This is a genomic window from Shimia sp. (assembly GCF_049116215.1).
In the GTDB taxonomy this organism is placed as follows: domain Bacteria; phylum Pseudomonadota; class Alphaproteobacteria; order Rhodobacterales; family Rhodobacteraceae; genus Shimia.
The window spans coordinates 225560-250973 of the sequence record NZ_JAGDZB010000003.1; the positions used below are offsets into that span (position 1 = coordinate 225560).

27 protein-coding genes and 1 tRNA gene are annotated in these 25414 nt (G+C 58.1%); 11 read left to right on the forward strand and 17 right to left on the reverse strand.

Features of this window, described 5'->3' with window-relative positions:
- Positions 1-2: 2 nt before the first annotated feature.
- The 3 genes from JXR15_RS09705 to JXR15_RS09715 form a co-directional block, all read right to left on the reverse strand.
- Positions 3-2744 (reverse strand): hypothetical protein, encoded by a 2742-nt coding sequence (locus JXR15_RS09705; RefSeq protein WP_422053031.1) that lies wholly within the window; start codon positions 2742-2744, stop codon positions 3-5.
- A 214-nt stretch (positions 2745-2958) separates the two neighbouring features.
- Complete coding sequence (locus JXR15_RS09710; protein ID WP_422053032.1) at positions 2959-4248, reverse strand: O-acetylhomoserine aminocarboxypropyltransferase/cysteine synthase family protein; 1290 nt, start codon at positions 4246-4248, stop codon at positions 2959-2961.
- A 244-nt stretch (positions 4249-4492) separates the two neighbouring features.
- On the reverse strand, positions 4493-5497 hold the full coding sequence (locus JXR15_RS09715; RefSeq protein ID WP_422053033.1) for a hypothetical protein: 1005 nt from the start codon (positions 5495-5497) through the stop codon (positions 4493-4495).
- A gap of 105 nt (positions 5498-5602) precedes the next feature.
- On the opposite strand from JXR15_RS09715, the gene JXR15_RS09720 reads away from it, so the two are divergent.
- On the forward strand, positions 5603-6046 hold the full coding sequence (locus tag JXR15_RS09720) for a hypothetical protein (RefSeq protein WP_422053034.1): 444 nt from the start codon (positions 5603-5605) through the stop codon (positions 6044-6046).
- A gap of 17 nt (positions 6047-6063) precedes the next feature.
- Here JXR15_RS09720 and JXR15_RS09725 read toward each other — a convergent pair whose 3' ends face one another.
- Complete coding sequence (locus tag JXR15_RS09725; RefSeq protein ID WP_422053035.1) at positions 6064-6729, reverse strand: TetR/AcrR family transcriptional regulator; 666 nt, start codon at positions 6727-6729, stop codon at positions 6064-6066.
- A gap of 64 nt (positions 6730-6793) precedes the next feature.
- Between JXR15_RS09725 and JXR15_RS09730 the strand changes: the two genes are divergently transcribed.
- Genes JXR15_RS09730 through JXR15_RS09745 form a run of 4 tightly spaced genes read left to right on the forward strand, consistent with a single transcriptional unit; the run spans position 6794 to position 10723 of the window.
- Complete coding sequence (locus JXR15_RS09730; RefSeq protein WP_422053036.1) at positions 6794-8107, forward strand: flavin-containing monooxygenase; 1314 nt, start codon at positions 6794-6796, stop codon at positions 8105-8107.
- Positions 8107-9015: a bile acid:sodium symporter family protein gene (locus JXR15_RS09735; protein WP_422053037.1), complete on the forward strand. Its 909-nt coding sequence runs from the start codon at positions 8107-8109 to the stop codon at positions 9013-9015. The genes JXR15_RS09730 and JXR15_RS09735 overlap by 1 nt, the downstream gene beginning before the upstream one ends.
- Positions 9012-9950 (forward strand): SDR family oxidoreductase, encoded by a 939-nt coding sequence (locus JXR15_RS09740; RefSeq protein ID WP_422053038.1) that lies wholly within the window; start codon positions 9012-9014, stop codon positions 9948-9950. The genes JXR15_RS09735 and JXR15_RS09740 overlap by 4 nt, the downstream gene beginning before the upstream one ends.
- Positions 9947-10723 (forward strand): SDR family NAD(P)-dependent oxidoreductase, encoded by a 777-nt coding sequence (locus JXR15_RS09745; RefSeq protein WP_422053039.1) that lies wholly within the window; start codon positions 9947-9949, stop codon positions 10721-10723. Before JXR15_RS09740 ends, JXR15_RS09745 begins: the two co-directional genes overlap by 4 nt.
- A gap of 31 nt (positions 10724-10754) precedes the next feature.
- On the opposite strand, the gene JXR15_RS09750 is transcribed toward JXR15_RS09745, so the two are convergent.
- A complete protein-coding gene (locus JXR15_RS09750; protein ID WP_422053040.1) occupies positions 10755-13043 on the reverse strand; it encodes a calcium-binding protein in 2289 nt (762 codons plus the stop codon).
- Between the two features lie 227 nt (positions 13044-13270).
- Positions 13271-13354: transfer RNA gene (locus JXR15_RS09755), tRNA-Tyr, on the reverse strand.
- A gap of 138 nt (positions 13355-13492) precedes the next feature.
- Here JXR15_RS09755 and rlmB point away from each other — a divergent pair.
- The 3 genes from rlmB to JXR15_RS09770 all read left to right on the forward strand — a co-directional run bounded on the left by rlmB (position 13493) and on the right by JXR15_RS09770 (position 15447).
- Positions 13493-14272 (forward strand): 23S rRNA (guanosine(2251)-2'-O)-methyltransferase RlmB, encoded by a 780-nt coding sequence (rlmB, locus tag JXR15_RS09760; RefSeq protein ID WP_422053041.1) that lies wholly within the window; start codon positions 13493-13495, stop codon positions 14270-14272.
- Positions 14273-14380: 108 nt separating this feature from the next.
- Positions 14381-14740 (forward strand): hypothetical protein, encoded by a 360-nt coding sequence (locus tag JXR15_RS09765; RefSeq protein WP_422053042.1) that lies wholly within the window; start codon positions 14381-14383, stop codon positions 14738-14740.
- Between the two features lie 239 nt (positions 14741-14979).
- Positions 14980-15447 (forward strand): CoA-binding protein, encoded by a 468-nt coding sequence (locus JXR15_RS09770; RefSeq protein ID WP_422053043.1) that lies wholly within the window; start codon positions 14980-14982, stop codon positions 15445-15447.
- On the opposite strand, the gene JXR15_RS09775 is transcribed toward JXR15_RS09770, so the two are convergent.
- From JXR15_RS09775 to hisA, 7 genes are all read right to left on the reverse strand, one after another.
- Positions 15444-17177, reverse strand: a complete 1734-nt coding sequence (locus tag JXR15_RS09775) for an ATP-binding protein (protein ID WP_422053044.1) — start codon at positions 17175-17177, stop codon at positions 15444-15446. The two genes, JXR15_RS09770 and JXR15_RS09775, sit on opposite strands and share 4 nt — an antisense overlap.
- Positions 17178-17285: 108 nt before the next feature.
- On the reverse strand, positions 17286-17822 hold the full coding sequence (locus JXR15_RS09780; RefSeq protein WP_422053045.1) for a hypothetical protein: 537 nt from the start codon (positions 17820-17822) through the stop codon (positions 17286-17288).
- A 67-nt stretch (positions 17823-17889) separates the two neighbouring features.
- Complete coding sequence (locus JXR15_RS09785) at positions 17890-18207, reverse strand: phosphoribosyl-ATP diphosphatase (RefSeq protein WP_422053046.1); 318 nt, start codon at positions 18205-18207, stop codon at positions 17890-17892.
- Positions 18204-19001, reverse strand: a complete 798-nt coding sequence (hisF, locus tag JXR15_RS09790) for an imidazole glycerol phosphate synthase subunit HisF (RefSeq protein WP_422053047.1) — start codon at positions 18999-19001, stop codon at positions 18204-18206. Before hisF ends, JXR15_RS09785 begins: the two co-directional genes overlap by 4 nt.
- A 77-nt stretch (positions 19002-19078) precedes the next feature.
- Positions 19079-19546, reverse strand: coding sequence for a DUF2867 domain-containing protein (locus JXR15_RS09795; protein WP_422053048.1), 468 nt, complete (start codon positions 19544-19546; stop codon positions 19079-19081).
- 69 nt (positions 19547-19615) lie between these two features.
- The gene (locus JXR15_RS09800; RefSeq protein WP_422053049.1) at positions 19616-19927 is read right to left on the reverse strand and encodes a hypothetical protein; all 312 of its coding nucleotides are present in this window, start codon (positions 19925-19927) and stop codon (positions 19616-19618) included.
- Positions 19924-20646, reverse strand: coding sequence for a 1-(5-phosphoribosyl)-5-[(5-phosphoribosylamino)methylideneamino]imidazole-4-carboxamide isomerase (gene hisA, locus JXR15_RS09805; RefSeq protein WP_422053050.1), 723 nt, complete (start codon positions 20644-20646; stop codon positions 19924-19926). Before hisA ends, JXR15_RS09800 begins: the two co-directional genes overlap by 4 nt.
- Before the next feature lie 169 nt (positions 20647-20815).
- On the opposite strand from hisA, the gene JXR15_RS09810 reads away from it, so the two are divergent.
- On the forward strand, positions 20816-21208 hold the full coding sequence (locus tag JXR15_RS09810) for a DUF2147 domain-containing protein (RefSeq protein ID WP_422053051.1): 393 nt from the start codon (positions 20816-20818) through the stop codon (positions 21206-21208).
- 65 nt (positions 21209-21273) lie between these two features.
- On the opposite strand, the gene JXR15_RS09815 is transcribed toward JXR15_RS09810, so the two are convergent.
- Entirely contained in the window at positions 21274-21810 is a 537-nt protein-coding gene (locus tag JXR15_RS09815; protein ID WP_422053052.1) for a peroxiredoxin-like family protein, read from the reverse strand.
- A 93-nt stretch (positions 21811-21903) separates the two neighbouring features.
- Here JXR15_RS09815 and JXR15_RS09820 point away from each other — a divergent pair, with 93 nt between their 5' ends.
- Positions 21904-22629 (forward strand): AraC family transcriptional regulator, encoded by a 726-nt coding sequence (locus JXR15_RS09820; RefSeq protein WP_422053053.1) that lies wholly within the window; start codon positions 21904-21906, stop codon positions 22627-22629.
- Positions 22630-22705: 76 nt separating this feature from the next.
- Here JXR15_RS09820 and hisH read toward each other — a convergent pair whose 3' ends face one another.
- Complete coding sequence (gene hisH / locus JXR15_RS09825; RefSeq protein WP_422053054.1) at positions 22706-23344, reverse strand: imidazole glycerol phosphate synthase subunit HisH; 639 nt, start codon at positions 23342-23344, stop codon at positions 22706-22708.
- Between the two features lie 82 nt (positions 23345-23426).
- Positions 23427-24032, reverse strand: a complete 606-nt coding sequence (locus JXR15_RS09830) for a TetR/AcrR family transcriptional regulator (protein ID WP_422053055.1) — start codon at positions 24030-24032, stop codon at positions 23427-23429.
- A gap of 97 nt (positions 24033-24129) precedes the next feature.
- Here JXR15_RS09830 and JXR15_RS09835 point away from each other — a divergent pair, with 97 nt between their 5' ends.
- A complete protein-coding gene (locus JXR15_RS09835; protein WP_422053056.1) occupies positions 24130-24762 on the forward strand; it encodes a DUF2306 domain-containing protein in 633 nt (210 codons plus the stop codon).
- Positions 24763-24809: 47 nt separating this feature from the next.
- Here JXR15_RS09835 and hisB read toward each other — a convergent pair whose 3' ends face one another.
- A complete protein-coding gene (gene hisB / locus JXR15_RS09840; RefSeq protein WP_422053057.1) occupies positions 24810-25397 on the reverse strand; it encodes an imidazoleglycerol-phosphate dehydratase HisB in 588 nt (195 codons plus the stop codon).
- Positions 25398-25414: the final 17 nt, after the last annotated feature.

The following is a 25414-nucleotide window of genomic DNA, read 5'->3' on the forward strand; positions in this document are numbered from 1 at the left end:
CTTTAGCCTTTGGGCATCTTCAAGACGACGTTGCGCTTGCCTTTGGTGTAGTGCAGCTCGTCTTCGCTGATCGCAGACACGCGGCCGCCGTCCACACGGTCGCCCACTTGCACCTTCTTGTAGCGTCCGCTGGAGAGACGCACCAATGCACGGCGGTTGGACGAGGTGCCATAGACGCCAATCAGGTTCACTTTGTTGAGATTGATGGCGTTTTTGATGGTGGCCTGACGCGCCACCGAGGCCGTTGTCGGAATGTCTGGGACAACAGTTGCCGCTGCGGGCACAGCTGCGGCTGTTGTGGTTGAGGTTTCGGGGGCCGCCCGCGCAGCGAGTTGCGCGATATTAGCAGGCTTCAAGCGCGGACGCGGGGAGGCTTTGACCGCGTATTGCGTTGGCGTCGTGTCTTTTTCATCCGCCAGTTTGGCGTTTTCCGGACGCAGTTTGGGACGGATTTGTGCCAGTTCTTCGAGTGTCATACCACCATAAGTGGCGCGCTCGTTCTGCTCCAGAAGGTCATTCGGGCGCAGTTTGGGGCGCAGGGTGGCAAGGCGAGTGTTGTCCGCTTCGCTGATTTGTGGCTCTTCGCCAACCTTGATGCGCTTGGGATAGGCCGCGGGCACCACAGGCGGGCGTCCGGCAAACACCATCACCCCTTCGGGATTCAATGCGCCTTCAACAGTTGCGACAACCAAGCCGCGCTCATCCAGATCAAAGGTGGTGTCGGCGGCGACAGGATTGACTTGGGCGCGGGCAGGGCGGTCTGTGTCCAAAGCATCCGGCGCAGCCAAGGCCACCGCGTCAAACCCAATGGTGTCGCGATCCACAGAGGCGATGTAGATGTCATCACTGCTGTCGGTGGCGAGCTCCAACGGCTGTTCCGGTGCACGCTGCCAGATGCCGGTCACCGCATAGCGCGCCTCCGCCTCAACCGGGTCGACATTGCCATCGCTGACTTCATCCAACATGGTTTCGATTTCGGCGCTATCTGTGATGCTGTCCGGCGAGAGCGGTTCCAGAAGCGCGGTGTCCACATTGTCAGTTGGATTGGGCGTCATGCCGTCAGGTACGGTCACGACCATGGGCGCGTCGCTTGGCGGTAACTCCGGTTCCGGGGCCAATTCGGCGGCAGAGGCGGCGTTTGTTTCAGTCGCAGCCTCCGAGGCGGTGACGGCTGTGTTTCCTTCAGTTGTGACGGTATCGGTCTCTGCCTGAGGTTCAGCGGAACTGGCTTCAACCGCAACTTCAATGGCGTCTGGTTCGTCTGACCCAAACAGCCCCGCTAGGCCGTCCTCGGTTGCGTAGGTTGCCCAAAGGGCCACAATTGCCATCAACACCAGCAAAAGCGTGGTCAGGATCAGCCCCAAATGCCTAGGTTTGCCGCGCACTTCCTGTGGCCGCGCGCCAAACATGGTCATCTTCTGCTTTTCTTGTGCAGAGGTGTCTTGCGCTGCCTTTTTGGCTTTGGAGCGCGTGCCCTTTTTGCCGAGTTTGGGCGCAGGTCCGGCCACTTTGGTTTTGCTGCGGGCACTGGCAAATGTGGTTGCTTCCGTATCAGAGGCGGCGCTGTCGTCTGCCTTTGGTGCAGAGGAGGCGTCTTCGTCGTGTCCGGACTTTAGCCCGGCAACTGCCTTGGCCGGGTCAAACCGCAGCGGTGGTGTTTTGCCGTCGCTGGTGTTGGTTGGGATGCTGGGCGCATTGGTGCCACTGACCTTGCGAGTGACACCGCTGAGCTCCGGCGCAGCTTTGGTTTCCTTTGGCGCGGCTTTCTGCGCCCGGATCGAAGCAAAAGCGGCCGCTGGTTCTGCGGGCTTTGCGTCTTCTTTGGGCGCGGCAGGTTTGGCTGCTTTGGCTTTCTCAGATGTGACCGGTTGTACTGGCGCGGCCTCTGGTTTGACCTCGGATTTTGGCGCGTCTGATTCTGTCGCAGCGGATGTCTCTCGCTCCGGCGTCTGAGGCTCTTTTGGCTCAACAGGCTCCGCGGCAGGCACAGCCTGCACATCGTCTTGCGTTTCTGAGGCAGCCTCTTGCGCTTGCGCCGTCGTCTCTTCGACAGGTGTTGGATCTGACTCAAGTACCTCTTCGGCAGCCGGTTCCGCCGAGGCTGGCGCCACTGGCGGGATGTCCAGTTTGAGCTCCGCCTGTGGCTCAAGCTCAAGCTCAGGCTTGGGGGCTGGTACTGGCGCCGGTTCCGGTTCTGGCAATGGTCCTTCACCCACAACCACAATAGCGGTTTTGTCAGCCTTGATCTTGATGCCAGCGGCCTGGGCAGCGGCCGTGTCGCCAAAGTCCGGCGCACTTGCAAAACTATCTTGCGTCGGGATTGCCGTGAAATTTACCGGATTAAAGGCGTGTTCGACAGCAAAGGCTTCGGCTTCGTTCAGCGTGTCACGTGCCACCGCCGCGATCTGCGGAACTCGGTCCAACATGGCAATGTCAAACACCAGCTGATCCGCGCGATAAGGCGTTTCCGCCTCCAGCGCATCTTCTGCTTTCTGGCGACGCTTCTTCTCGCTCATCCGGCCAGCAGGCAGGGTCAGATATTTGATCTGATCATTGGGCAGCACCAGCGTGGTGGCAAACGTCTCGCCACCCACTTCCACGGCCTGTGCGCGCAATGTCGCCAGTTCACCTGCCAAATCCGGGCTGTCGAGCCCCACTTCTCCCAGCAAATGCCAGCCCCCCGGCACGCGAGTCAAAAGGCCAATGCCTTCAAAAGAAAGTGTAAGCGCGAGATTTGCAGTCATGCATCAAGCCCTAGCATGCAGTGATTGGCAAAGCGTGGCCTTGCCCAGAATTGTAGGATTTATAGCAAGTTATCGCCGAAGGGGAAGGAAAAGCCGCTCTGTTTTGAGGGCTTGGGGGCGGTTTGCCTCTACAAAGTGACCCTATGGTAAATAAAGACCGCTCCAATCCCAAGACTGAAGCGGTCTCTGTTCTCGTCTTAAAGCGCAAAATGGCTTAGCTGTGGGCTTTCTTCAGCGCCTGATCCAGATCGGCCATTAGGTCGGCACTGGTCTCGGTGCCAATCGAAATCCGCACCACATTTGGGCCTGCGCCCGCCGATTCCTGCTGCTCTGGTGTCAGCTGACGGTGGGTGGTTGAGGCGGAGTGGATCACCAGGCTGCGGGTGTCACCGAGGTTGGCGACGTGAGAGAAAATCTCAAGACTGTCGACAAACTTCACGCAGGCGTCATAGCCACCCTTGAGCGCAACAGTGAACAGGCCACCAGCGCCTTTGGGGCAAATCCGTTCCACACGGTCGTGGTACGGCGAGGACGGCAGGCCCGCATAGGTCACGTAGTCAACGTGCTCATGACCTTCCAGCCAACCCGCGACGGTTTTGGCGTTCTCCACATGGCGCTCCATGCGCAAAGACAGGGTTTCGATGCCCATCAACGTGTAATGCGCCGCCTGTGGGTTCATGGTCATGCCAAGGTCACGCAGACCAATGGCGATGCCGTGGAAGGTAAAGGCCAGCGGGCCAAAGGTCTCATGAAAACGCAGGCCGTGGTAGGCTGGTTCCGGCTGGCTCAGCGACGGGAACTTGTCGGAGGCGGACCAGTCAAACTTGCCGCTATCCACGACGCAGCCGCCGGTCACGGTGCCGTTGCCGGTCAGATATTTGGTGGTGGAGTGCACAACCAAAGAGGCGCCCAGGGAAATGGGGTTACACAGGTACGGGGTGGCTGAAGTGTTGTCGACGATCAGTGGCACACCGGCGTTGTCGGCCACTTTGGCCAGCGCTTCAATGTCGCTGATGTACCCGCCCGGGTTGGCAATGGACTCACAGAACACCGCGCGGGTGTTTTCATCAATCGCCGCTGCCACCGCATCCAGATCGTCGGTGTCGACAAAGGTTGCGGACCAACCGAAGCGTTTGATGGTCTGGCTGAACTGGGTGATGGTGCCGCCATACAGGCGGGAGGAGGCGACCACGTTGCAACCCGGCTGCATCAACGGGAACAGTGCCATGATTTGCGCCGCGTGACCGGAGGAGCAACACACCGCGCCCACGCCGCCCTCAAGCGTCGCAATGCGCTCTTGCAGCACAGCCACGGTGGGGTTGGTCAGACGGGAGTAGATGTAGCCCACTTCTTGCAGGTTGAAGAGCGCCGCCGCGTGCTCGGCATCGCGAAACACATAGGCTGTGGATTGGTAAATTGGCGTCTGCCGCGCGCCGGTGGCCGGATCTGGCCGTGCACCGGCGTGAATTTGCAATGTGTCAAATCCGTATGTCGCTTCTGACATCGTTGTTCTCCCTAAAATTATCGCGCCAAGTGTTAGGCAGACCAAAGCCATCGCGCAACCAAAGTTGGGGCCGTGTGTCGCCTAAAGTCGCATTTCCTAAAAAAACCGCGCATCTGGGTTGTTTGGGCACTCAAACGCATGGCGGCCTGACCCCTGTCCAAGCCGCTTCTTCTTGCCCGAAAAATTCCGGATTGGGGGCATCGCAGTTGGCCCAGGGGCAGCGCCCCAAATCCGAAGCCAGCCGCTATCGCAGCCAATAGCCATTTTTCTTTAGCATATTGCGAATGGCCTGCTCCTTGCGAGGCAGATGGTTTTGATCAAACAAGGCGCGCGCCTTGTGGCCACGGTTCTGGTAGATCATGCGCTTGAACGGGTCATATTGTTTCAGCACTTTTTTGATCTTGTTGGGGGCGGCGACCTCTTCGAGCACCTGCACCACCGCATCTCTTTCCCGCGCATAAAGCAGCGGCATCAAGCGGTAATGGCAGGTGACAGATCCGTCCAAATGGCCGGACGGCAAGGCATCGCGCCCACCGCCCAAGCCATGGATCACCAAGGGCAAAACAATCTGGTCAAGCCAGGGGTAAATCGCCTGACAGGCCAGCTCATCCGGTGGATTGTCGCTCACACTGCGGGCGTATTCCAGGAACAACTCGCCAAACACTTTGGGGCAACGGTAGTAGAAGAAACCCGCGTTAAAATACGAATACCGTCGCCAGTACTCATCCGGCTGGCTCAGATCGAGCGAACTTTCAAAATCCAGTCCAAAACGGTCATACAGCGCCTTCCAGATGCCGGTGTATTGCGGACCATACAGGGGTGGGATCGGCCAGGTGCCTTCTACGCGCAGCGAGGCAGAGGGGCGATCAAAGTCGAACGGCACCGTGCTCAACTCATCCAAAATAAGCGTGTCAGTATCAAAAAACACAAACGGCTCACCAGCGGGTAAGGCGGACAACAGCTCGATCTTGTTGCCATAGGCATAGGGCTCACCAAAGACCGGCGTGTCAAACGGCAAAATCTCTGCGCCAAGGTCTTCCAGCAAGGCGCGCACGTCCGGATTGCCAATGCGCGGGTCTTTCTCCCAGCGCGGGCCAGGCGCGGGTTCCGCCACATAAAGCTTGCCTGCAAACTGCGGCGACTTGGCGCGCAGCGAGGCGGCAAACAGCGCCGCCTCATACATCAGCCGGCCATTCTGGCCCACCACCACGACGTTGAATACCTGCGATTTCAGCGCTTTACTTGTCATTCTTCTATTGCCCTGCACGATGCTTGCGCCGACTATACGCCCCATAAGCCCGTGGCAAAAGCGGGCATTACACTTTTTGAAGAAATCATAGAAAGGCGTTCGCTTATGCAACTCTTTAAGCTGGCCACTCTCTGTCTTGGCCTCTTTGGCACCGCTGCTCTGGCTGAAGACCGCGTGGCCGAAGACCAAACTCCCACTGGCAAATTTCTCACCGCAGGCGAGGTGCGTCCCATCTTGGAGGCGACCAAAACCAGCTGGATCGGTGTGCGAGAATTTGACGGGCAGGATCTGGTGTATTTCACCCACCTGCTGGCCTGGCGCTGCGGGCTTTATGAGGTGCAATACGTGATCAACGGCGGTCCGGCTGAGGTGTTCCCAATTCCTGAATGCCCGCCGGATATTGAAAATGCCATGACCATTCCCGAAGACACGCAGATCTTCATCACCCAACCTCTGGGCTCGGTGGAAACGGTGGATGTGTCCCTGCTGTATGATGATCTGGGCACCGATACGGTGCGGTTTGAACGCGCTTCGGTGATGCTGCCGTAATCTGGTAGCAACCAGCCCTACGCCCGCTGTGCCGCCGCGTTGATCCCGGCGGTGCAGAACGCCACCAGCTCGTCCAAGTGGTTGGCGGCGTTTGAAGATGTGTCGCTTAACACATCCATACGCCATTGCGAGGTGATCAAAGCCAACATGCCCGCAGCCGAATAGACAAAACTGTTGGCGACAGCGGCCCGCGCCTGCGTTGGGTAAAGCGCTGCAAGCTCCTCGACAAAGCGATTGGCGGTTGGGTCAAAGCAGATCGCCGCCAGATCCTTCCAGCGCGCATCCGCCGACACAAAGGCCACGATCCGTGCATAGGCCACCCATTGCGGTCCGCCCACATCGATGCGTTCAAAAAACGGCCCGAAGAAACACTCCAGAATGGCAGGTACGGTCAGCGGCCCTTGTGCTTTGCGGGCCTCTAATGCGGCGACACGGGCATCTCCCAAAACATCTGCCCGCCGCGCCACCACACGCCAGAACAGCTCCTCTTTGCTGCCGCCGTGATGGTTCACCAGCGCGCCTTGAACCTCGGCCTCTGCGGCGATGTCTCGAATCGAGGCCGCATCAAATCCGCTTTGGGCAAACACCCGCTCTGCAGCGTCCATAATGCGTGCGCGGGTTTCCAAAGCACGTTTGGATGGGGCTCTTTGTCTTTGTTTTTCTTGAGGAATGTCTTTCAGCATAAAAAGAGCTTGCCTTATTTTTAACGAGTGTTCAATTTAAAAGTCTCTGGGGGAGAGGACAAACATGGACACCAGCGACAAATTTGCACTGATCGGGGCAGGGCCGATGGGGCTTGCGATGGCCAAGGTTCTGAAAGAGCAGGGCATCGCTTTTGACGGCTTTGAACTGCACAGCGACGTTGGCGGCCTCTGGGATATCGAGGCGCCACACTCCACAATGTATGAAAGCGCACATCTGATCTCATCCAAGACGATGACTGAGTTTGCTGACTTCCCGATGAAGGAGGAGGTGGCCGAATACCCGTCCCACCGCGAGATGGCGCAGTATTTCCGCGACTTTGCCGACCACTTTGATCTGCGCGGTCACTACCAGTTCAACACAGAGGTTCTGCAGATCACCCCATTGGGAGACAACGGCGACGGATGGCGGGTGGTTACGCGTCAGGATGGTCAACAGAAGGAGAAGATTTATGCCGGTGTGCTGATCGCCAATGGCACTTTGAGCGAGCCTAACATGCCGCAGTTTCCGGGCCGATTTGACGGTGAGTTGATCCACGCATCACAGTACCGTCACCCAGAACAGTTTGCCGGGAAGCGCGTTTTGATCGTGGGGGCGGGCAACTCTGGTTGTGATATTGCCGTGGATGCGGTGCACCATGGCAAAAGCTGTGACATCTCCATGCGGCGCGGCTATTACTTTGTGCCCAAATACGTTTTTGGGAAACCTGCCGACACCATGGGGGGCGCAATCAAACTGCCGATGTGGCTCAAGCGGCCAATCGACAGTCTGATCCTGAGTTGGTTTGTGGGGGACCCACAGAAATACGGCTTTCCGAAACCGGACTACAAACTCTACGAAAGCCATCCCGTGGTGAACTCGCTGGTGTTGTATCACGCGGGGCACGGCGACATTTCCATTCGCGGCGACATTGCGGACATGTCGGGCCACACCGTCACCTTCAAAGATGGCACAGCGGCGGACTATGACATGATCCTCGCCGCCACGGGCTATAAGCTGCACTATCCGTTTATCGATAAAACGCTGCTAAACTGGCGCGGGGACGCACCGCATCTCTTCCTCAATGCCTTCCACCCGGCGCGGGATGATCTCTTTGTGCTGGGCATGGTGGAGGCCACGGGCTTGGGCTGGCAAGGGCGGCACGAGCAGGCGGAGATGGTGGCGCGCTATATCACTGGTTTGCGCGACGGCTCCAAAGCCGCCAACAAACTGCAGACCGAGAAGTCGGCAGGCTTTGATCGTGCCACCGGCGGCATGGACTACCTCGATCTGCCACGTATGGCCTATTACGTGGACAAGGCGACCTATCGCGGGGCTGTGACCGGCTGGATCAAATCGCTGCAAGCAGGGCAAATTTAATGGATGTCACAGCCATAGACACCGTTGCGCTGAACTTCAACGCCACCGCCATGACGGTGCTCAACGGGGTTCTGGCGGTGGTGATGTTCTCCATTGCGATTGACCTAACACCAAGCGATTTCCGCCGTCTGCTTTACACCCCACGCGCCTTGTTGACCGGATTGGCCAGCCAGTTTCTCCTGCTGCCCGCGCTGACGTTTGTGCTGGTGTTGGTCACGCAGCCGCAGCCCTCTATCGCGCTGGGATTGATGCTTGTTGCCGCTTGTCCTGGCGGCAATATCTCCAACTTCATCACCCACCGCGCAGGAGGCAACGCTGCCTTATCCGTGTCGATGACGGCCTTTGCCACCGTTGGTGCGATCCTCTTAACGCCATTCAACATTGCGTTCTGGGGCGGATTGTATGCGCCAACCCGCGACATCCTTCAGGCCACCAAAATTGACCCGGTCTCCGTGGCAATTACGGTTGGGTTTATGTTGGTTTTACCGCTTGTTCTGGGTGTCACATTAAGGGCCACAAAGCCGGCTTTGGCTGCCCGTCTTCGCGGGCCTCTGCAAACGCTCTCGATGCTGATCTTTCTGGCCTTCATCGTGTTGGTCTTGATCAACAACTGGCGAAATTTCCTGAGCTTTGCTGGCGCTGTGGCGTTGTTGGTGGTGTTACACAACGCACTTGCACTGGCAGGCGGGTACAGCCTTGCAACCCTGGCTGGTCTCTCTGCTTATGACCGCCGCGCTGTGACAATTGAAACCGGCATTCAGAACTCCGGGCTCGGGTTGATCCTGATCTTTGCTTTCTTTGGGGGATTGGGCGGCATGGCAGTGGTCGCTGCGTTTTGGGGCGCTTGGCACGCAATCACCGGATTGGCTGTTGCCACCGTAATGAACCGAAAAAAGGCAGCCCGATGACCTGCATACTGATCACTGGCGCCGCGGGTTTGGTGGGGCGCAGCCTGATAGCGGAACTGGCAGACACAGATCATGAGGTTATAGCCTGTGACGTGGTGGAGCCGGACGGCCTGCCAGACAACGCTCGATTTCGTTTGATGGATGTCACCACCGACGCGCCTCTTAGGGTCATCGCGCGACACCAGCCGGAAGTCATTGTGCATTTGGCGTCCATTGTGACCCCGCCGCCGGGTAGCGGCCGAGAAATTGCATATGATGTCGACGTGATCGGCACCAAAAACGTGGTCAACGCTGCACTCGCCGCAGGCACCAAGCGACTGGTGGTGACATCGTCTGGCGCGGCCTATGGCTATCATGCGGACAACCCGGTGCCTCTCACCGAAACAGATGCCATTCGAGGCAACGAAGAGTTTGCCTACGCCTATCACAAGCGTTTGGTTGAGGAGTTTCTGGCGGAAACGCGCCAAAACGCGCCGCACCTAGAACAGGTCATTTTGCGCGTTGGCACTGTCTTGGGTCGTGAGACCAACAATCAGATCACAGACTTGTTTCGTAGGCCGCGCCTGCTGGCCGTGCACGGCAGCGACAGCCCTTTTGTGTTCATTTGGACCCGTGATCTGGCCCGTATTCTGAGGCGCGCCGCGACCAACGGTCCGGCTGGCATTTTCAATGTGGCCGGTGATGGCGCACTTGGTGTGCAAGAGCTGGCGGATATCCTGCAAAAGCCAATCCTGCGCCTGCCTGCTTGGGGTCTCAAAACGGCGCTCGCCATCGCGCGGCCACTGGGTCTCACCCAATACGGTCCGGAGCAGGTGCGCTTTCTGCAATTTCGCCCGGTTCTGTCCAACGAGGCTCTAAAACGCGACTTTGGCTACACACCTGAGAAAGACAGCCGTGAAGTGTTTGAACATTGGTGGGAGGCCCAATCGCAATGAGCAAACAACTGAAGAAAACCGCTGTGATCTCAGGTGGGGCAGGCGGGCTTGGCACCGCCTTATCCGCGCAGTTGCAAGCTCAGGGCTGGCGCGTGGTTTTGCTGGATCTGAACGTCTCGCATTTGTCCCAATCGGCCACCCAGCTGCCAATGAAATGTGACATCACCAATGCACGCGCGTTGAAAGATTGCTGCAGCAAAATTTTGGCCTGCCATGACAGCATTGATCTGGTGATCTACGGGGCAGGGGTGACCGCCATTGCACCGGTTGAAGACCTGCAGGAACAGGCGCATCGACGCCTGTTTGACATCAACTACTTTGCCGCCGCCGCCATGGCCAAAGCCTTTCTGCCTGCTCTGCGCGCCTCCAAAGGCACCCATTTGGCGATCACGTCGGTGGCAGGCTTTGCGCCGTTGCACCACCGTGCCAGCTACGCCGCCTCCAAACACGCCATGACCGGTTTTTTTGCCTCTCTGCGGGGGGAAGAAGCGGCCCACGGCGTGAGGACCGTTATCGCAGCGCCGGCCTTTGTTGCCACCAATGTGGGCAATCCAGATGCGGACACTGACGGGCTGGCCCGCCCCGGCGCGGCGCAGGACGCCGTGGATGTGGTCACGCCGGAGCAAGCCGCCCGCATGATCTTGCGCGGGCTTAAGCGCGGCAAAACTGACATTTTTGTTGGGCGCGTCGCCAAGCTGTCAGATGTGATGATGCGCCTGTCGCCACGGCTGTATGATTGGGTCATGGGCCGGGCGATCAAGGCCGACAGGTGACCGCTACACGAGCCACCTGTCGCGCGTCGCATTAGGAGGCGTAGTTTCCAACCCAACGGTTGTTGAGGCCTTCCAACTGCTGGGCAGTCACCCCTTCCAGGAACACGGATGTTTGGCCGTTGACCTGTACAAACACACCATTGCCATCGGCATCGTCCACAAGATTGATGAAGGGCGACGAGAACATGTCCACTGGCATCGGATCGCCATTGTCGTCGACAAATGTGATGACGTCTTTGTCTTGGCCGTATTGCGTTGTCGGCTCAAAATCCCGGATGTGCACGACGGCACCGGCATCTGCGTGGCGGACCACCTCAAAGGTGTTGTAGCCTTCGCCGCCTTCCAGAACATCGCCGTTGTCGCCGATCAGGTGGTCGTCCCCGTCGCCGCCAATCAGCGTGTCGCTGTCTGTCGGATCCTCTCCGTCGTCCTGGCCATTCAGCAGATCGTCCCCGCTGCCGGCTTTGAGCAGGTCGGTGCCTTCACCGGCTTCCAGCGTGTCATCGCCAAATTTGCCCAGCAGGTAATCGTCGCCGTCGCCACCTTCCAGTAGGTCGTTGCCGTTGCCACCGCGTAGCGTGTCATCGCCTTCGCCGCCATCGACCACATCATCACCATTGCCTGCAAAGACCAGGTCGTCCCCGCCCGCGGCCTCTACTGTGTCATTGCCGCCATAGGCGCGGATGACCTCTGCGTCGTCGGTGCCTGCGAGGTCGTTAGAACCGCCCGTGCCGTGGTTCGACTGAACCTGAGGTCCCACGAGGTTGCCAAGCCAGCTATCGATGTTGTCTTGCAGCTCACTGGCGGTGACGCCGGAGATAAACGCCACATCCACACCGTCAAGATGCAGGATCGCACCGCTGCCATCCTCGGTATCATGAATGCACAAGGTTGTGGTGTCCGGATTGTTAAAATCGGAGGCCGGCAACAGCTGTCCGTTTTCATCCAGCAGGGTGATTGTCTCGGCGTCGTTACGGTCCTGCTCGGTTGGGTCAAAATCGGTGATTTGCACCACCTCCGCGCCGTCCGGGTCGACCACGACTTCAAAGTCGTCGATGCCCGTGCCGCCGGTCAGCACATCGCCGTTGTCCCCGATCAGACGGTCGTTGTCATCCCCACCTTCCAATGTGTCGCTGTCCACACCGGACACCGCGCCATCGCGGCCATCCAGAAGGTCACTGCCAAACCCACCTTTGAGCACATCGGTGCCGGTCCCGGCCCGCAATATGTCGTCGCCAGATTTGCCCAGCAGGTAGTCGTCTCCCGAACCACCCTCTAAGGAGTCATTGCCATCCATGCCGCGCAGCACGTCATTGCCTGTGCCGCCATAGACAGTGTCGTCACCGGCGCCCGCCAGCACACGATCGTCGCCGCCGTTGCCATCAACAAGGTCGTCACCGCCATAAGCACGGATGGCATCGTCGCCTTGGCCGCCAATCAGCTCTTCTCCTCCGCCGGTGCCAAAAATCGGCTCAGGCGTGGGCACGGAAGTGTTGCCGAGCCAACTATTTGTGTCGTTGAGCAAATCGCTGGCGCTCACGCCTTCCACCAAAGCCACATTCACATCGTTGAAGCGCAGCAGGGCTCCGGTGCCGTCCTCGGCGTCCACGATGGTCAACATCGGCGCGTCGAGTTGAAGGAGGTCCTGCAGCCGGATCTGATCGCCGTGTTCATCCAGCAGCGTGATGGTTTCCACTGCATCGCCGTCAACTGCGGTCAGGTCAAAGTCACGGATGTGCACCATGGAGTCACTGTTGGGATCAACAATCACCTCAAAGCTGTCCACGCCCGCGCCGCCGGACAGCACATCGCCATTGTCGCCATATAGCAGGTCATTGCCGTCGCCGGCTTCCAGCGTGTCACTGTCGGTGGTATCTTCGACGCCATCAGTGCCGTCGAGCACATCATCGCCACGCCCGCCTTTTAGCAGGTCGGTGCCGGTGCCGCCGCTCAGACTGTCATTGCCATCTTTGCCAAGCAGATAGTCGTTGCCTGTCTCGCCAAACAGCCAGTCATCGCCAGTGCCGCCGCGCAGGGTGTCCTCGCCCTCGGCGCCGTAGAGCTCGTCGTTGCCGTCCCCACCAAACAGCAGGTCGTTTCCGGCAAAGGCCTGCATCAGGTCGTTGCCACCATAGCCACGCATCACCTCGTCTTCGATGGTGCCGTGCAGAATGTCACTGCCGCCGGTGCCGGTTTCCGACGTTGGTTCCAACGGTGGGGTGGTCGCATCTGGGCCTTCAACGTCATCATCGCTCTGCGGGGTGGCGACCATGGCGCCCAGCGCCAATGCGGATGTGCTCAACAACAGGGTAAGTAACATGGAACGATGGTCCTCCTAACGCACGAGACAATGATTTTAAGGAAATCTCAGGGATGTCCTTACACGTTAAGCGGTTGTTTTCAATGAATGGATCGCTGTTAACTTTTAATCGCGTGGAAACAGTGTGTTTCCCCGGGTTTGAAGCGGACAATTGTGGATTTGGCGCAGCAGCAACGGGATTTGGCCGGCTGTCTGCCGCCAGATGTCTGTATCGGAAGGGAAGAAAGTGGTGGGCGACCCTGGAATCGAACCAGGCGTGCGTCTCCGCGAGGGAGTTACAGTCCCCTGCCACACCTTGCGGCCTGTCGCCCACTTTCTTAAGGCCCGTTGGCCTTGGTGTGAGGCGGTATTTATTGGCAGTTGTTGGGGGCGTCAACCACAAAATACCTTGCAGAGCCCGCTTCTTTTCCGCATTGGTGAACCCTCTTTATTTTGAAGGTGTCAGAGCGATGAAAAAACCCAAATGGGTCGTGCAAAAAGAACAGCAGAAACGCAAGGATGCGGCAGAAACCGTCTGGTTGTTTGGGCTGCATGCTGTGCGCGACGCTCTGGCGAATCCAAAACGTGAAAAGCTGCGACTCATCGTGACCAAAAATGCTGCGGATAAGCTGGCGGATGCCATTGCTGAGTCGGGCATGACGCCGGAGATGGTTGATCCGCGCAAGTTCAATGCGCCGCTGGATCCGCAATCCGTGCACCAGGGGGCAGCATTGGAAGTGAAGCCACTGAACTGGGGCAAGCTCTCGGATGTGGCCATTGCCGATGATGATCGTCCGCAACGTCTGATCCTGCTGGACCGCGTAACCGATCCGCATAATGTCGGCGCCATCCTGCGCTCCGCGGAGGTCTTTGGCGCCTTGGCCGTGATAGGTACCCGCCACAACTCCGCACCGGAAACCGGTGCTTTGGCCAAAACCGCCAGTGGCGCTCTGGAGCGCCAGCCTTATTTGCGCCTGCGCAATCTGGCGGACACCATCACCGAGTTGCAAAACATGGGCTATATCGTGCTGGGCATGGATGGCGAGGCCGACGAGACCATCGAGACCGCACTGGCGGGCCGTCACGACGCGCCCATTGCTCTGGTGCTGGGGGCCGAGGGACCGGGGCTGCGCCAAAAAACCAAAGAGACGGTGGATCAACTGGTGAAGATCAACTTTGCCGGCGCCTTTGGCTCCCTCAACGTGTCCAACGCTGCTGCCGTCGCGCTCTACGCCACATTGCCGCGTTAAAAACTGGTCCAGATCTTCATTTGACCCCAAATATCTCCGCTGGAGGCTCCCAAAGGCGCCTCCGGATGCTTAGGTGACGTGGGCAAGCCAGCATCAGAGGAGCGCGCGTTGTCCCACCCATCCAAAATTGCCACCTGCTGCTATTGTGGCGCACGCGCCGCGCTTGTGCTGGCTGGTGACACCCGTCATGAGCTGGCCTGTAGCAGCTGTGGCGCCCCTCTGCACAATCTGAAACAAATGCCGGTGCCGTCGCCACACAATGCTCCGGCGCATTTTTCTCATCCGATCCGCACGCCAAAGTCCAAAAGCAAAGCGGCACACAAAACCGAGCGCCGCGCCTCAAAACCCAATCCCCAATGGTCCGACACGTCGTATTCGAAGAAGAAAAAGCCCAAGAAGAAACGTGGCAAATGGGCCAAAGACCTGTTTGAAGATGTGTTTGACGTGATTGAAGATATCTTCGATTGAGCGGAAATCTGCCCAAGTTGTTAACCACTTGTTCATGAGAATCTCGCACGCTCTTTACATCCAATTCTGCGAACATACGTAGTGATGTAAGAGACACGGCCTACGGAGCTTCCGTGTTTCCCTTCACTGTCCCTCGTTCCGAACCTGCGCCCAAGTTTCACCTTGGGCGCTTTTTTTTGCCTTTTGTTCCCTGTGTGCTGCGCTACGGTGCGGCCACCACTTGCTAACCGGGGCCAACCATGACTGACACCGACGTTTTCCTGCGCGACATCCTCAAGCGCACCAAAACCATTGCTGTGGTCGGCGTGTCGATGAACCCAGTGCGGCCGAGCTACTACGTGGCGCGCTACTTGTCGCTCAAGGGCTACAAGGTCATTCCTGTAAATCCCGGTCATGCAGGCAAGGAGTTGTTTGGTGCAACCATCCAGCCGAGCTTAAGTGCCATTCAGGAGCCAGTGGATATGGTCGATATTTTTCGCCGCTCAGAGGCCGTGCCGCCCATTGTCGACGAGGCGCTGACGCAGTTTCCGGAGCTTCAGACCATCTGGATGCAAATTGGCGTCGAACATGCGGAGGCGGCAGCAACGGCCGCGGCGCGTGGCGTCGACGTGGTGCAAAACCGCTGTCCCAAGATCGAGTATCAGCGCCTGTTTGGGGAGCTGCGCATGGGCGGCTTTAACACCGGCGTGATTTCGTCCAAACTTTAGGCTGCTGGCTGGTCCGCCTGAGACGGCTTCACCAATTCGCTCATCACTTTGGACAGCTCATCTTTGCGGAACGGCTTGCCAAGGCAGGCGTTCATGCCGGCTTTCAGATAGGCGTTGGTTTGCTCCGGTAGGATGTTCGCGGAGAGGGCCACAATCGGCGTGTGTTGGTTGGGGCCAGGATGAGCCCGCAAGATTTCAGTAGCTTCGACGCCGTCCATATCCAGCAGTTGGATGTCCATCAGGATCAGATCATAGCGTTTGGCGGCACAGTGCTGCAGGGCAGGGCGGCCGTCCTCGACTATATCGACGTTCACGCCCATGCTTTCCAGAAAGCGGCGCACAATCATCTGATTGGTGCGGTTGTCTTCCACCACCAGAGCCTCAACCCCGTCAAAGCTCTGCACTGTGGACACCGTGGCTTTTGTGGCGGTGTCTTTGGGGGCTTCTGTTGGCACCAGAGGGACGGTGAACCAGAAGGTGCTGCCTTTGAACGGTGCGCTGTCGACGCCAATTTGCCCTTCCATCAATTCCACCAGTTCTTTGGAAATCGACAGACCCAATCCCGTACCGCCGTACCGGCGGTTGGTGGCAGAACTGGCTTGCTCAAATTTGTTGAACACCCGTGCCTGGGCTTCGTTAGTCAGGCCAATGCCTTTGTCCGCAACCGCGACATACAGCATCTGCTCTTTCACCGACATGGTGACCGTGACGGCGCCGTCCTGCGAAAACTTGATGGCGTTGCCAACAAGGTTCGTGACCACCTGATTGAGGCGGGTTGGATCGGACGCAATCCATGCCGGCACATCCGCGGCAACTTCGATGTCCAAGGTGAGCCCTTTGGCTTTGGCGGCGCCGGATTGCGCTGCGGAAATGCCGGTCAAAAACTCCCGTGTGGAAAACGGAATGCGCTCGATGGTGACCCCATGGGCGGCGATTTTTGAGTAATCCAGCACATCGTTGATCAGCACCATCAAGCTGCGCCCGGAGCTGCGTCCGGTGGCCACTAGGGATTTTTGATCTTCGGTCAGATCAGTCTCATCCAGCAATTGAAGAATGCCAGATAAGCCATTGAGAGGTGTGCGAATTTCGTGGCTCATTTTGGCGAGAAACTCGCTCTTTTCGCGATCTGCGCGCTGTGCTTCATCTCGCAGTTCAATCAGGTGCAGTTCTTTGCGCTCAATTTCGTTGTGAAACAGGGTCAGGCCCGTCATTAGGGTCACGGCCACCGCCGCTACCACAATCAGAGAACCAAACGGCAGGTGGTCCTGCCAGATCGCTGCGACAATCAAATTTAGACTGATTACCGCCGTTGCCACCCACGCGGCTCTCTTGCCAACAAGCAACAACGCAAGCACCGGCGGCCCGATCAGGAAAATCTCCTGCCGCCATTGGTAATTTGTGTCAAAAGCCATCTGAATATTTGTGTGAAACAGGTACAGGCTAATGAGTGCCATTGTCGCGAGCACTTTGCTTTGTGTACGGTGCCAGATCAGCGGAATAAAGAAATAGGCAAGCACGCACAACAACGACGCAATTGCGACAGCCGTAGAAAACTGCGTGTCCGTGCTCAGGATATGGGCATTGTGTAAGGCAGCCACCGTGCCGATAAGGCCGGAGAACCCGCACAAGAGCTTTGCGCGTGTTTCCTCAAAACTGTGGTTCTGTTCCTGTTGCGGCCAGAAATAGTCCAGTAGCCTCGCAAGAACCCCATGTGTCGGTTTGCTGTTCATGACATGCTTGGTCTTGTTTCCTCGCCATTAGTCATGCCGCTCCAAGTGTTAAATTTACCTGAAATCATGTTGCCGTTGGTCTGGTTTCACTAAGAAATAGGGGCATTTTTAACGGTTCCGGCCGGCCTGCACGATATGGCGCTCCTCCCAGTTGTATCGGCTGTCATCCAGTACCGGAGACCAGAACAGATAGCCGCCATAGCGCCAGGGGTCCAAAACGATGCCTTCACGCATTTTGCCGCCCTTGGCGCTCATCACCACGGTGCTATGCTCGATCAGGATGGTGTCGTGGTTAGCGATGGCACGGTGCATGTCCAGCGTCTGAAACCCTTCTTGTCGCAAGCGGGTTTGCAGATCATCCGCCCAGTGCCAGCACAGCCCACGCGGGCGCAGACCTTGATTGACCTTGGCGTTGTGCATCAGGGCGCTGTCGGTGACGTTGTAGTCCTGTCGCAAGACCAGCGAGTAATTGTAAGCAATCTCCGCAGCCCGCGCCGCCTCGGCGGGGTCCACAACTGGATCAAGGGAGATCAACGCTTGGGTAAGGCCCGCCACATCGGCTGGCGCCTGTTTCTGCGGCGCGCCACACGCCACCAAAACCACTGCCACCAAAAGCGCCAGTCCCACCCGTAATCTTGCTATCATCTGCTCGCTGCCTCTTTGGACGTTTGCGCGACTATAGGCGGAGGCGCGCAAATGCCCAAGAGTTTGCTTAGCCTTTTGGGCGCGCCGCTTTTTCCGCCACACCGCTGAGCCCCTGACGCCGCGCCAGCTCTGCCAGCACATCGTCAAGCGCCACATCGCGGGCTTCCAGCATCACCAGCAGGTGATAAAGCACATCCGCCGCCTCATAGGTCAGCTTCTCACGGTCACCTTTGACGGCTTCGATCACCGCTTCAATGGCCTCTTCGCCGAACTTCTCGGCGCATTTCTCAGGCCCCTTGGCCAGAAGCTTGGCGGTCCAGCTGTTTTCTGGGTCCGCCTTGGCGCGCTCGGAAATGGTGGCGGCCAATTCGTTTAGAACACTCATGTCAGCCTCATCGGAATACCGGCGTCGTGCATGTATTGCTTGGCTTCCTGCACGGTGTATTCGCCAAAGTGGAAAATCGACGCCGCCAAGACCGCGCTCGCGCCGCCTTTGGTCACACCTTCCACGAGGTGATCCAACGTGCCCACGCCGCCCGAGGCGATCACCGGCACGTTCACCGCGTCGCTGATCGCTTTGGTCAGCGGCAGGTTGAAGCCCGCCTTGGTCCCGTCCCGGTCCATCGAGGTCAGCAGGATTTCCCCCGCGCCCTTGGCCACCACCAGCTTGGCAAACTCCACTGCATCAATGGGGTTGCCGTCTTTGTCCAAGGCCTCTTTGCGCCCGCCATGGGTGAAGATGCCCCATTTGTTGGGCACGCCGTTTTCATCGTGGCCAATTGTTTTGGCATCAATTGCACAGACGATGCACTGGCTGCCAAACTGTGCGGCGGCTTCGGCAATCACATCCGGGTTGGCCACCGCCGCGGAGTTGAAGCTCACTTTGTCAGCACCGGCCAGCAACAGCTTGCGCACATCTGCGACCGTTCTCACACCGCCGCCCACGGTCAGAGGTACAAAACACTGTTCCGCGGTGCGCTGCACCATATCAATCATCACGCCGCGGTTGTCGTGGGTGGCATGGATGTCTAGAAAACAGATCTCATCCGCACCAGCGGCGTCATAGGCGCGCGCAGCTTCCACCGGGTCACCGGCATCGCGCAGGCCAACAAAATTCACACCTTTGACCACACGGCCATCAGCGACATCCAGACAGGGAATGATACGGGTCTTCAGCATATCGGAGCTTTCTCAAAGCGTTGCGCCTCTCCTTAGCGTGGCAGGGCGCAACGTGCAATCTGCTCGGACAGTTTGGATTAGGTCGCCCGCGCCACCCGCACCAAGGACTCCCGCGCAATCAGGATGTGAAACGGCATGATGGTGGCCAGATACATTCGGCCAAACAGGTTGTTGCGATGCACCCATGTGGCGACAAACACCTTGCCGCCTTGCGACAGCACGGACACTCGAAAGTTCAGGTGACTGTCGTCAAATCCCGCAATAACCTCTGTGTCACTTTCGCTTTCAACCGGAAAAATGCCAACGCAGTCCTGATCCTTAGGCGCCTCGGTCCGCAGGCCAAAAGGTTTCACCAAAACGGTGCGCAGGTTTGCCAGCATTTGCGCCCAGCCGGGAAAGTTGGTGACGATTTCTGCGGCTTGGCGTGGCGGAATATCACTGTCGATGCAGTAACAATCCAGAAAATCGTCCGGCGCAATACGGGCGTGCAACTGACTGTTTTCGGGCAAGGGCGTGGCGGTGACATCAAAGAATGAAACGGACATCTGCGTCTCCTGATTTGTTCGCGCTACCAAACTGGGATGCGGACAGGAGATTTCCAAGGCGTCAGAAGGTCACGCCTCTGTTTGGGAACGAGTGTGTTTCCGTCGTAAGTCCTTGCTGATCATGACAATCAGGCTCACCACAATCACAAAGCCAACGGGCATGGTCAGGATCACCAATCCGGCATTGGAATAGGCTGAATTGAGTTGCGCGCCGATGTTTTCACCATTTACCAGACAGCCGTCGGTGTGCATTGCCATGCCAAAGGTGCAGCCATGCGCCTCCGCCGTACTCTGCGCCCACCACACCAAATAGGCTGGCCACATGCAGGCGGCCAGCAACAGGCTCAAGATGCCATAAGCAATCTTGCGCCGCAGTCTCACGCTTTGAGAACTTTCAGCGCTTCGCCCAGATCAATGGCGCCGTCATACAGCGCCCGACCGGAAATCGCGCCGTTCAGCTCCGCGCCGCAATTTTTCAGCGCCTTCAGATCCTCAACAGAGCTCACGCCACCGCTGGCGATCACCGGGATCGACACCGATTTGGCCAGTGCCGCAGTGGCCTCAACGTTGGGGCCCTTCATTGCGCCATCGCGCAGGATGTCAGTGTAGATGATCGCGCAGACACCATCGTCCTCAAATGACTTTGCCAGGTCGATCACGTCCACATCGGTTTCTTCCGCCCAGCCTTTGGTCGCAACCTTGCCGTTGCGTGCGTCAATGCCCACGGCCACTTTGCCCGGGAATTCTTTGGCCGCTTCGCGCACCAGATCCGGATTTTCCACAGCCACAGTGCCAAGGATCACCCGCGACAGGCCTTTGGAAATCCAACGCTCGATGGTGGCCATGTCGCGAATGCCACCACCCAGCTGCGCTGGCACGTTGGTTTGCTTAAGGATTTCCTCAACCGGCGTTGCGTTAATCGGAATCCCTGCAAACGCGCCGTTCAGGTCCACCAGATGCAGCCATTCACAGCCTGCTTCAACAAACTCCAATGCCTGTGCGGCCGGGTTCTCGTTAAAAACAGTCTCTTTGTCCATGTCACCATGAAGCAGACGCACAGCATTGCCATCTTTGAGGTCAATTGCGGGATAAAGGATCATGGGGCAGGGCCTTCTTATCATGTCACGCCGAAACCGGCTGTTAAGATTGGTTTTGCATGGTGCCGTCAAAATTGCAACGCGGCGAGACATCACTCCCTGACCCAAAGTCAGGGTTGATGCGACTCACAGCCTTGTCGCAGAGTTTGTGCAAATACTCGGGAGGAAAATGATGAAAAAAACGCTAATGGCTGCGGCCATGACGCTTATCGGGGCCAGCGCGGCCTTTGCGGATCCAATTTATGGCACCTGGAAGACGATTCCGGATGACAATGGCAACTACGGACTGATCAACGTTGCCGCCTGCGGCAGCAAGATTTGCGGCACACTGGCCAAATCGTTCAATCCGGATGGCAGCGAGCTCAACAGCCCAAACAACGGTCGCAAAATCATCTGGGACATGAATGCGGACGGCGGCGGCAACTACAGCGGCGGCAAAGTCTACTCGCCCGACCGCGACAAAACCTACAAAGGCAAGCTGGTGCTCTCTGGCAACTCCTTGGCGGTGAGCGGTTGCGTGCTGGGCATCTGCCGCAGCGGTGGGTCATGGACCCGCGTGAAGTAACGCCCCCCAAAAGAAACGTAAAAAGGCGCGGCAGGACCGCGCCTTTTTTGGTTTTGGTATCGGGCTTACACCGCGCCGGTGTACTCGCCCCGCGCCGGGTAGTCATTCTTGATCGCAAAATCCAGCGCGCCCAGAAGCTCGCTGAAATGTGGACGCACAAACGGCATGGTTTGTACCGAGCCGTAATAAAGCGCTTGCTCAGGGCTCACCATAAACAGGCCTGGTTCGGAGAACAGCGCAGGCTCTTCGATGCCGATCGAGGTTTTGCCGCGTGAGGTGGAGATATACAGCCCCCAGTCTTTGGCCACATCCAATGGCAGGTCATAGGCCACGCGCAGGCCAGTCGCCGCAATCTTTTCCGCCATGTCCTTGGCACGCTCTTCACCATCGCTGCTGACTGCAACACAGGTCACGCCGCGCTCGGCAAAGGCCTCGACCAGTTTTTCCAGTTCTTTCAGGTAGGTGGCACAGATCGGGCAATGCAGGCCGCGATAGAAACACACAACCGTGCCGCGCTCGGAGCCTTCAGCGGCCAGATCAAAGGTGCCACCACCGACAAGTGGCAAGGTCAAGTTGGGGGTTTTTTGACGGGGGATTAGCATAGAATTGTCCTTTTGGTTTGAGCTTGCTGGACTTATTGTCGGTTTCTGTGTCAAATAAATCCGATTGATCGTGCTCAAACTCCGGAAGCCCAAATGGACCGCCTGACGACACTTGTTGAAAAGTTTCACCTCACCGTGCATCCTGCCTCGCTGACAGAGGCCAATCTGATCGCCAAAGCAGGCGAGGATGGCACCCCGGCGCGGGTGGTGTTTCTGACCCGTGGGACCTGTACGACCACCTGTGCAGGCGAGGTGCTCTTTGCCGCGCATGTGGATTGGATGGGGCTGACCAACCCGTTGATGTCGGCCTTGCCCGATGAGGTGCGCTATGACCTCAGCGGAGAAGAAGACAGCCGCGCCCTGGTGCGCTTGATGGCGGAGGAAACCACCGCCAACCGCTGCGGTGCGCAATCGGTGATCAACCGCCTTGGCGAGGCACTGATGGTGCGTTTGCTGCGCGACCAAATTTCTCGTGGTGCCACGGATGTGGGATTGCTGGCTGGCTTGGCTGACCCACGGCTGAGCCGAGCCATCGTTTCAATGCATGATTTTCCGGGCCGGGTCTGGAGCAATGCAGACCTCGCGCAGGTGGCGGGCCTGTCCTTGTCACGCTTTGCGGAACTTTTTGCCCAAACTGTCGGCGAAACCCCGATGGGCTACCTGCGCCGCTGGCGGCTCATTTTGGCGCATCAAGACATCACCCGTGGTGACCGGGTTGATGCTGTCGCTCGGCGCTATGCCTACAACAGCCCGGAAAGCTTCACCCGTGCCTTTCGCAAAGCCCATGGGGTCGCGCCGACAGCTTTGCGCGCCGCTTGACCGTCATTTGTCTAAAAATATCCCGGGATGAACTGCGCATTAGCGCAAGAGGGGCTGGCCCCTCTCACATCGCCGCTTAGGGCGCCCATTTCAGGAAGTTACCGATCATCCGCAGGCCAATGTCCTGGCTCTTTTCCGGGTGGAACTGCATGCCCACCATGGTGTCACGCCCAATGATGGCGGTCACGTCTCCACCATAGTCCACATGGGCCAAGCGTTCTTCCGGCTTGGTCACGTGGAATTGGTAGGAGTGCACAAAATAGGTGTGGTCGCCGCTGTTGATGCCATCGAGCAGCGCGTGCGGGTGGTCAATCACCAGATTGTTCCAGCCCATGTGCGGCACTTTTAGGCTAGCATCACTGGGTTTAATCTTCTCAACGTCGCCTTCGATCCAACCCAGCCCCTGAGTCAGCTCATATTCATGACCGCGTGAGGCCATCAGCTGCATACCCACGCAAATGCCCAGAAACGGACGGCCTTTGCCTTCGACCGCTTCAACCATGGCGTCGTAGATGCCCTTGTGGCCGCGCAGCTCGGCGGCACAGGCCGGAAAAGCGCCGTCGCCGGGCAGTACCAAGCGGTCCGCCTTGGCGACCACATCCGCGTCCGAGGTCACAACAACCTCGCCGCCATGCACCTCTGCGGCCATCCGTTGAAAGGCTTTTTCGGCAGAGTGCAGGTTGCCGCTTTCATAATCGATGATCGCTGTGAGCATGATCTTAGTCCCGTTTTACGTGTCGCTTCCAAGTGAAGTGAAACGCCGCGCGGGTCAAGAGGGCGCAGGGCAGGGCTGCGCTTTAGGCCTCGACCTGTGTGCCAATCCGGTCAATCAATGCCATAACCGCCTCAAACGGGCTGTCTTCAATTGGCGTGGTGGTGCAGCCAAACTCGCCGCCTAGATAGAGCAGCGTAAAGCCATGAATCAGCGACCAGACCTGCGCCTCAACGATATGCGGGTCTTCGCCCTCCGGCACAAATGGCGCGCAGACACCGCGCAGGATGAGATACGCCGCCGCCTCTTCGCGGTTGTCTTTGCGCGGTGCGTGTACGCCCAGCCCATGTTCGCCAAACATCACTTTTAACAGACCGCTGTGACTTAGCCCAAACTGCAAATAGCCGCGACAGATGCTGCGCAGGCGCTCTCGGTCGGTCTGCTTCCCTGCCTCAATCGCGTCCGTCATGTTTTTGGAAAATATGTCAAACCCTTCTTCGGCGATGGCGGTGATCAACCCCGGCAAACCTGCGAAGTGATGCGCGGGCGCCGCGTGGGACACGCCAGCACGCGCGGCACATTTGCGCAACGTGAGCGCTTCCAGCCCACCTTCTTCCAACAAGTCAATGCCCGCTTGGATCAGCGCGCGTTTGAGGTCTCCGTGGTGGTGGCGGGTTTTTGCTGTGCTCATGGCGACAAACTAAACCGTGACTTGACAGTGTCAAGCAATTCTGATTTTGACAGCGTCAAGATTAACTTTACAGTGTCAATTTTGATCGGAGTGTCCCATGTACCCCATCCCCAAACGCCCGCTGTTGCCACGCAGCCTGCCAGTGCTGTGGTTTCTGTCGATTGCCATCGCGCTTGGGTCTCTTAGGTTTCTGATTGCCGATATCGCTCTGGTGATGCCCGCGATGGTGCACCACGCGTTGGAGCGTCCCTGGCTGCTCTATGCACATATCTTCTTTGCCCCCTTTGCCTTAGCCATCATGCCTTTTCAATTTGGCAAGACGCTGCGAATGCGTCGTCCGGGTTTGCATCGCTGGCTTGGACGGGCCTACGGCGTGGGCGTTCTGATTTCCGGCACCGCCGGTGTCTTCTTGGGGCTGCAAACCATACAAGGTCCTGTGGCGGCGAGCGGTCTTGTCACCTTGGCGGTCGCCTGGCTGTCGACAACCGCGTTTGCTGTGTACCTTGCGATCACCCGAGATATCCCAGCACATCGCCGCTGGATGATCCGCTCTGGCGCTCTGACAGTCTCTGCGGTGACGCTTCGGCTCTATATGATTGTTGGGGCTCTGACGGTTGGTGAAGAGAGCAGCTACCCGCTGATCTGTTGGCTGTGTTGGGTGCCCAACCTGATGTTTGCAGAATGGCTTATCCGACGTGACACCCGACGCGCAGCAACGCCGATAGCATAAAAAAAGCCCGCACAGAGCGGGCTTTCCAATTCGAGAATGTTGGAGGGCTACAGCGCGCCTTTGGTCGACGGGATGGCATCCGCCTTCCGTGGGTCCACTTCCACCGCCTCACGCAGCGCGCGCGCCACCGCCTTAAATGTCGCTTCGGCAATGTGGTGGCTGTTGAACCCGTGGATTTGATCAACATGCAGGGTGATCCCGCCGTGGGTGGCAAAGCCCTGGAAGAATTCGCGCACCAGCTCGGTGTCAAAAGTGCCAATCTTCTGGGTGGGCATCGCCAGGTTCCAGATCAGGAACGGGCGGGCGGACAGGTCCAATGAGGCCCGCACCTGCGCATCATCCATTGGCAGGTGACAGGTGGCATAGCGGCGGATGCCCTTCTTGTCGCCCAACGCCTGTGTCAGCGCCTGACCCAGCGAGATACCCACATCTTCTACTGTGTGGTGATCATCGATGTGGTAATCGCCCTCGGCACGGATGGTCATGTCAATCAGGCTGTGGCGCGACAGCTGATCAAGCATGTGGTCAAAGAAACCCACGCCGGTCTTGTTGTCATACACCCCGGTCCCGTCGAGATTGATCTCCACGGTGATCTTGGTTTCCGCAGTGGTGCGGCTCACGCTTGCCTGACGCATCTGGTCATCCTTCGCTG

What these genes read in the sequence shown, in the direction of transcription:
- JXR15_RS09735 (WP_422053037.1), top strand. Translation starts at nt 8,107, where the DNA reads ATGGATGTCACAGCCATAGACACCGTTGCGCTGAACTTCAACGCCACC.
- hisB (WP_422053057.1), bottom strand. Translation starts at nt 25,397, where the DNA reads ATGCGTCAGGCAAGCGTGAGCCGCACCACTGCGGAAACCAAGATCACC.
- JXR15_RS09810 (WP_422053051.1), top strand. Translation starts at nt 20,816, where the DNA reads ATGAAAAAAACGCTAATGGCTGCGGCCATGACGCTTATCGGGGCCAGC.
- JXR15_RS09835 (WP_422053056.1), top strand. Translation starts at nt 24,130, where the DNA reads ATGTACCCCATCCCCAAACGCCCGCTGTTGCCACGCAGCCTGCCAGTG.
- JXR15_RS09770 (WP_422053043.1), top strand. Translation starts at nt 14,980, where the DNA reads ATGACTGACACCGACGTTTTCCTGCGCGACATCCTCAAGCGCACCAAA.
- JXR15_RS09785 (WP_422053046.1), bottom strand. Translation starts at nt 18,207, where the DNA reads ATGAGTGTTCTAAACGAATTGGCCGCCACCATTTCCGAGCGCGCCAAG.
- rlmB (WP_422053041.1), top strand. Translation starts at nt 13,493, where the DNA reads ATGAAAAAACCCAAATGGGTCGTGCAAAAAGAACAGCAGAAACGCAAG.
- JXR15_RS09780 (WP_422053045.1), bottom strand. Translation starts at nt 17,822, where the DNA reads ATGATAGCAAGATTACGGGTGGGACTGGCGCTTTTGGTGGCAGTGGTT.
- JXR15_RS09815 (WP_422053052.1), bottom strand. Translation starts at nt 21,810, where the DNA reads ATGCTAATCCCCCGTCAAAAAACCCCCAACTTGACCTTGCCACTTGTC.
- JXR15_RS09740 (WP_422053038.1), top strand. Translation starts at nt 9,012, where the DNA reads ATGACCTGCATACTGATCACTGGCGCCGCGGGTTTGGTGGGGCGCAGC.
- JXR15_RS09710 (WP_422053032.1), bottom strand. Translation starts at nt 4,248, where the DNA reads ATGTCAGAAGCGACATACGGATTTGACACATTGCAAATTCACGCCGGT.
- JXR15_RS09720 (WP_422053034.1), top strand. Translation starts at nt 5,603, where the DNA reads ATGCAACTCTTTAAGCTGGCCACTCTCTGTCTTGGCCTCTTTGGCACC.
- JXR15_RS09795 (WP_422053048.1), bottom strand. Translation starts at nt 19,546, where the DNA reads ATGTCCGTTTCATTCTTTGATGTCACCGCCACGCCCTTGCCCGAAAAC.
- JXR15_RS09705 (WP_422053031.1), bottom strand. Translation starts at nt 2,744, where the DNA reads ATGACTGCAAATCTCGCGCTTACACTTTCTTTTGAAGGCATTGGCCTT.
- JXR15_RS09830 (WP_422053055.1), bottom strand. Translation starts at nt 24,032, where the DNA reads ATGAGCACAGCAAAAACCCGCCACCACCACGGAGACCTCAAACGCGCG.
- JXR15_RS09820 (WP_422053053.1), top strand. Translation starts at nt 21,904, where the DNA reads ATGGACCGCCTGACGACACTTGTTGAAAAGTTTCACCTCACCGTGCAT.
- JXR15_RS09775 (WP_422053044.1), bottom strand. Translation starts at nt 17,177, where the DNA reads ATGAACAGCAAACCGACACATGGGGTTCTTGCGAGGCTACTGGACTAT.
- JXR15_RS09730 (WP_422053036.1), top strand. Translation starts at nt 6,794, where the DNA reads ATGGACACCAGCGACAAATTTGCACTGATCGGGGCAGGGCCGATGGGG.
- hisA (WP_422053050.1), bottom strand. Translation starts at nt 20,646, where the DNA reads ATGATCCTTTATCCCGCAATTGACCTCAAAGATGGCAATGCTGTGCGT.
- JXR15_RS09725 (WP_422053035.1), bottom strand. Translation starts at nt 6,729, where the DNA reads ATGCTGAAAGACATTCCTCAAGAAAAACAAAGACAAAGAGCCCCATCC.
- JXR15_RS09745 (WP_422053039.1), top strand. Translation starts at nt 9,947, where the DNA reads ATGAGCAAACAACTGAAGAAAACCGCTGTGATCTCAGGTGGGGCAGGC.
- JXR15_RS09715 (WP_422053033.1), bottom strand. Translation starts at nt 5,497, where the DNA reads ATGACAAGTAAAGCGCTGAAATCGCAGGTATTCAACGTCGTGGTGGTG.
- hisF (WP_422053047.1), bottom strand. Translation starts at nt 19,001, where the DNA reads ATGCTGAAGACCCGTATCATTCCCTGTCTGGATGTCGCTGATGGCCGT.
- hisH (WP_422053054.1), bottom strand. Translation starts at nt 23,344, where the DNA reads ATGCTCACAGCGATCATCGATTATGAAAGCGGCAACCTGCACTCTGCC.
- JXR15_RS09750 (WP_422053040.1), bottom strand. Translation starts at nt 13,043, where the DNA reads ATGTTACTTACCCTGTTGTTGAGCACATCCGCATTGGCGCTGGGCGCC.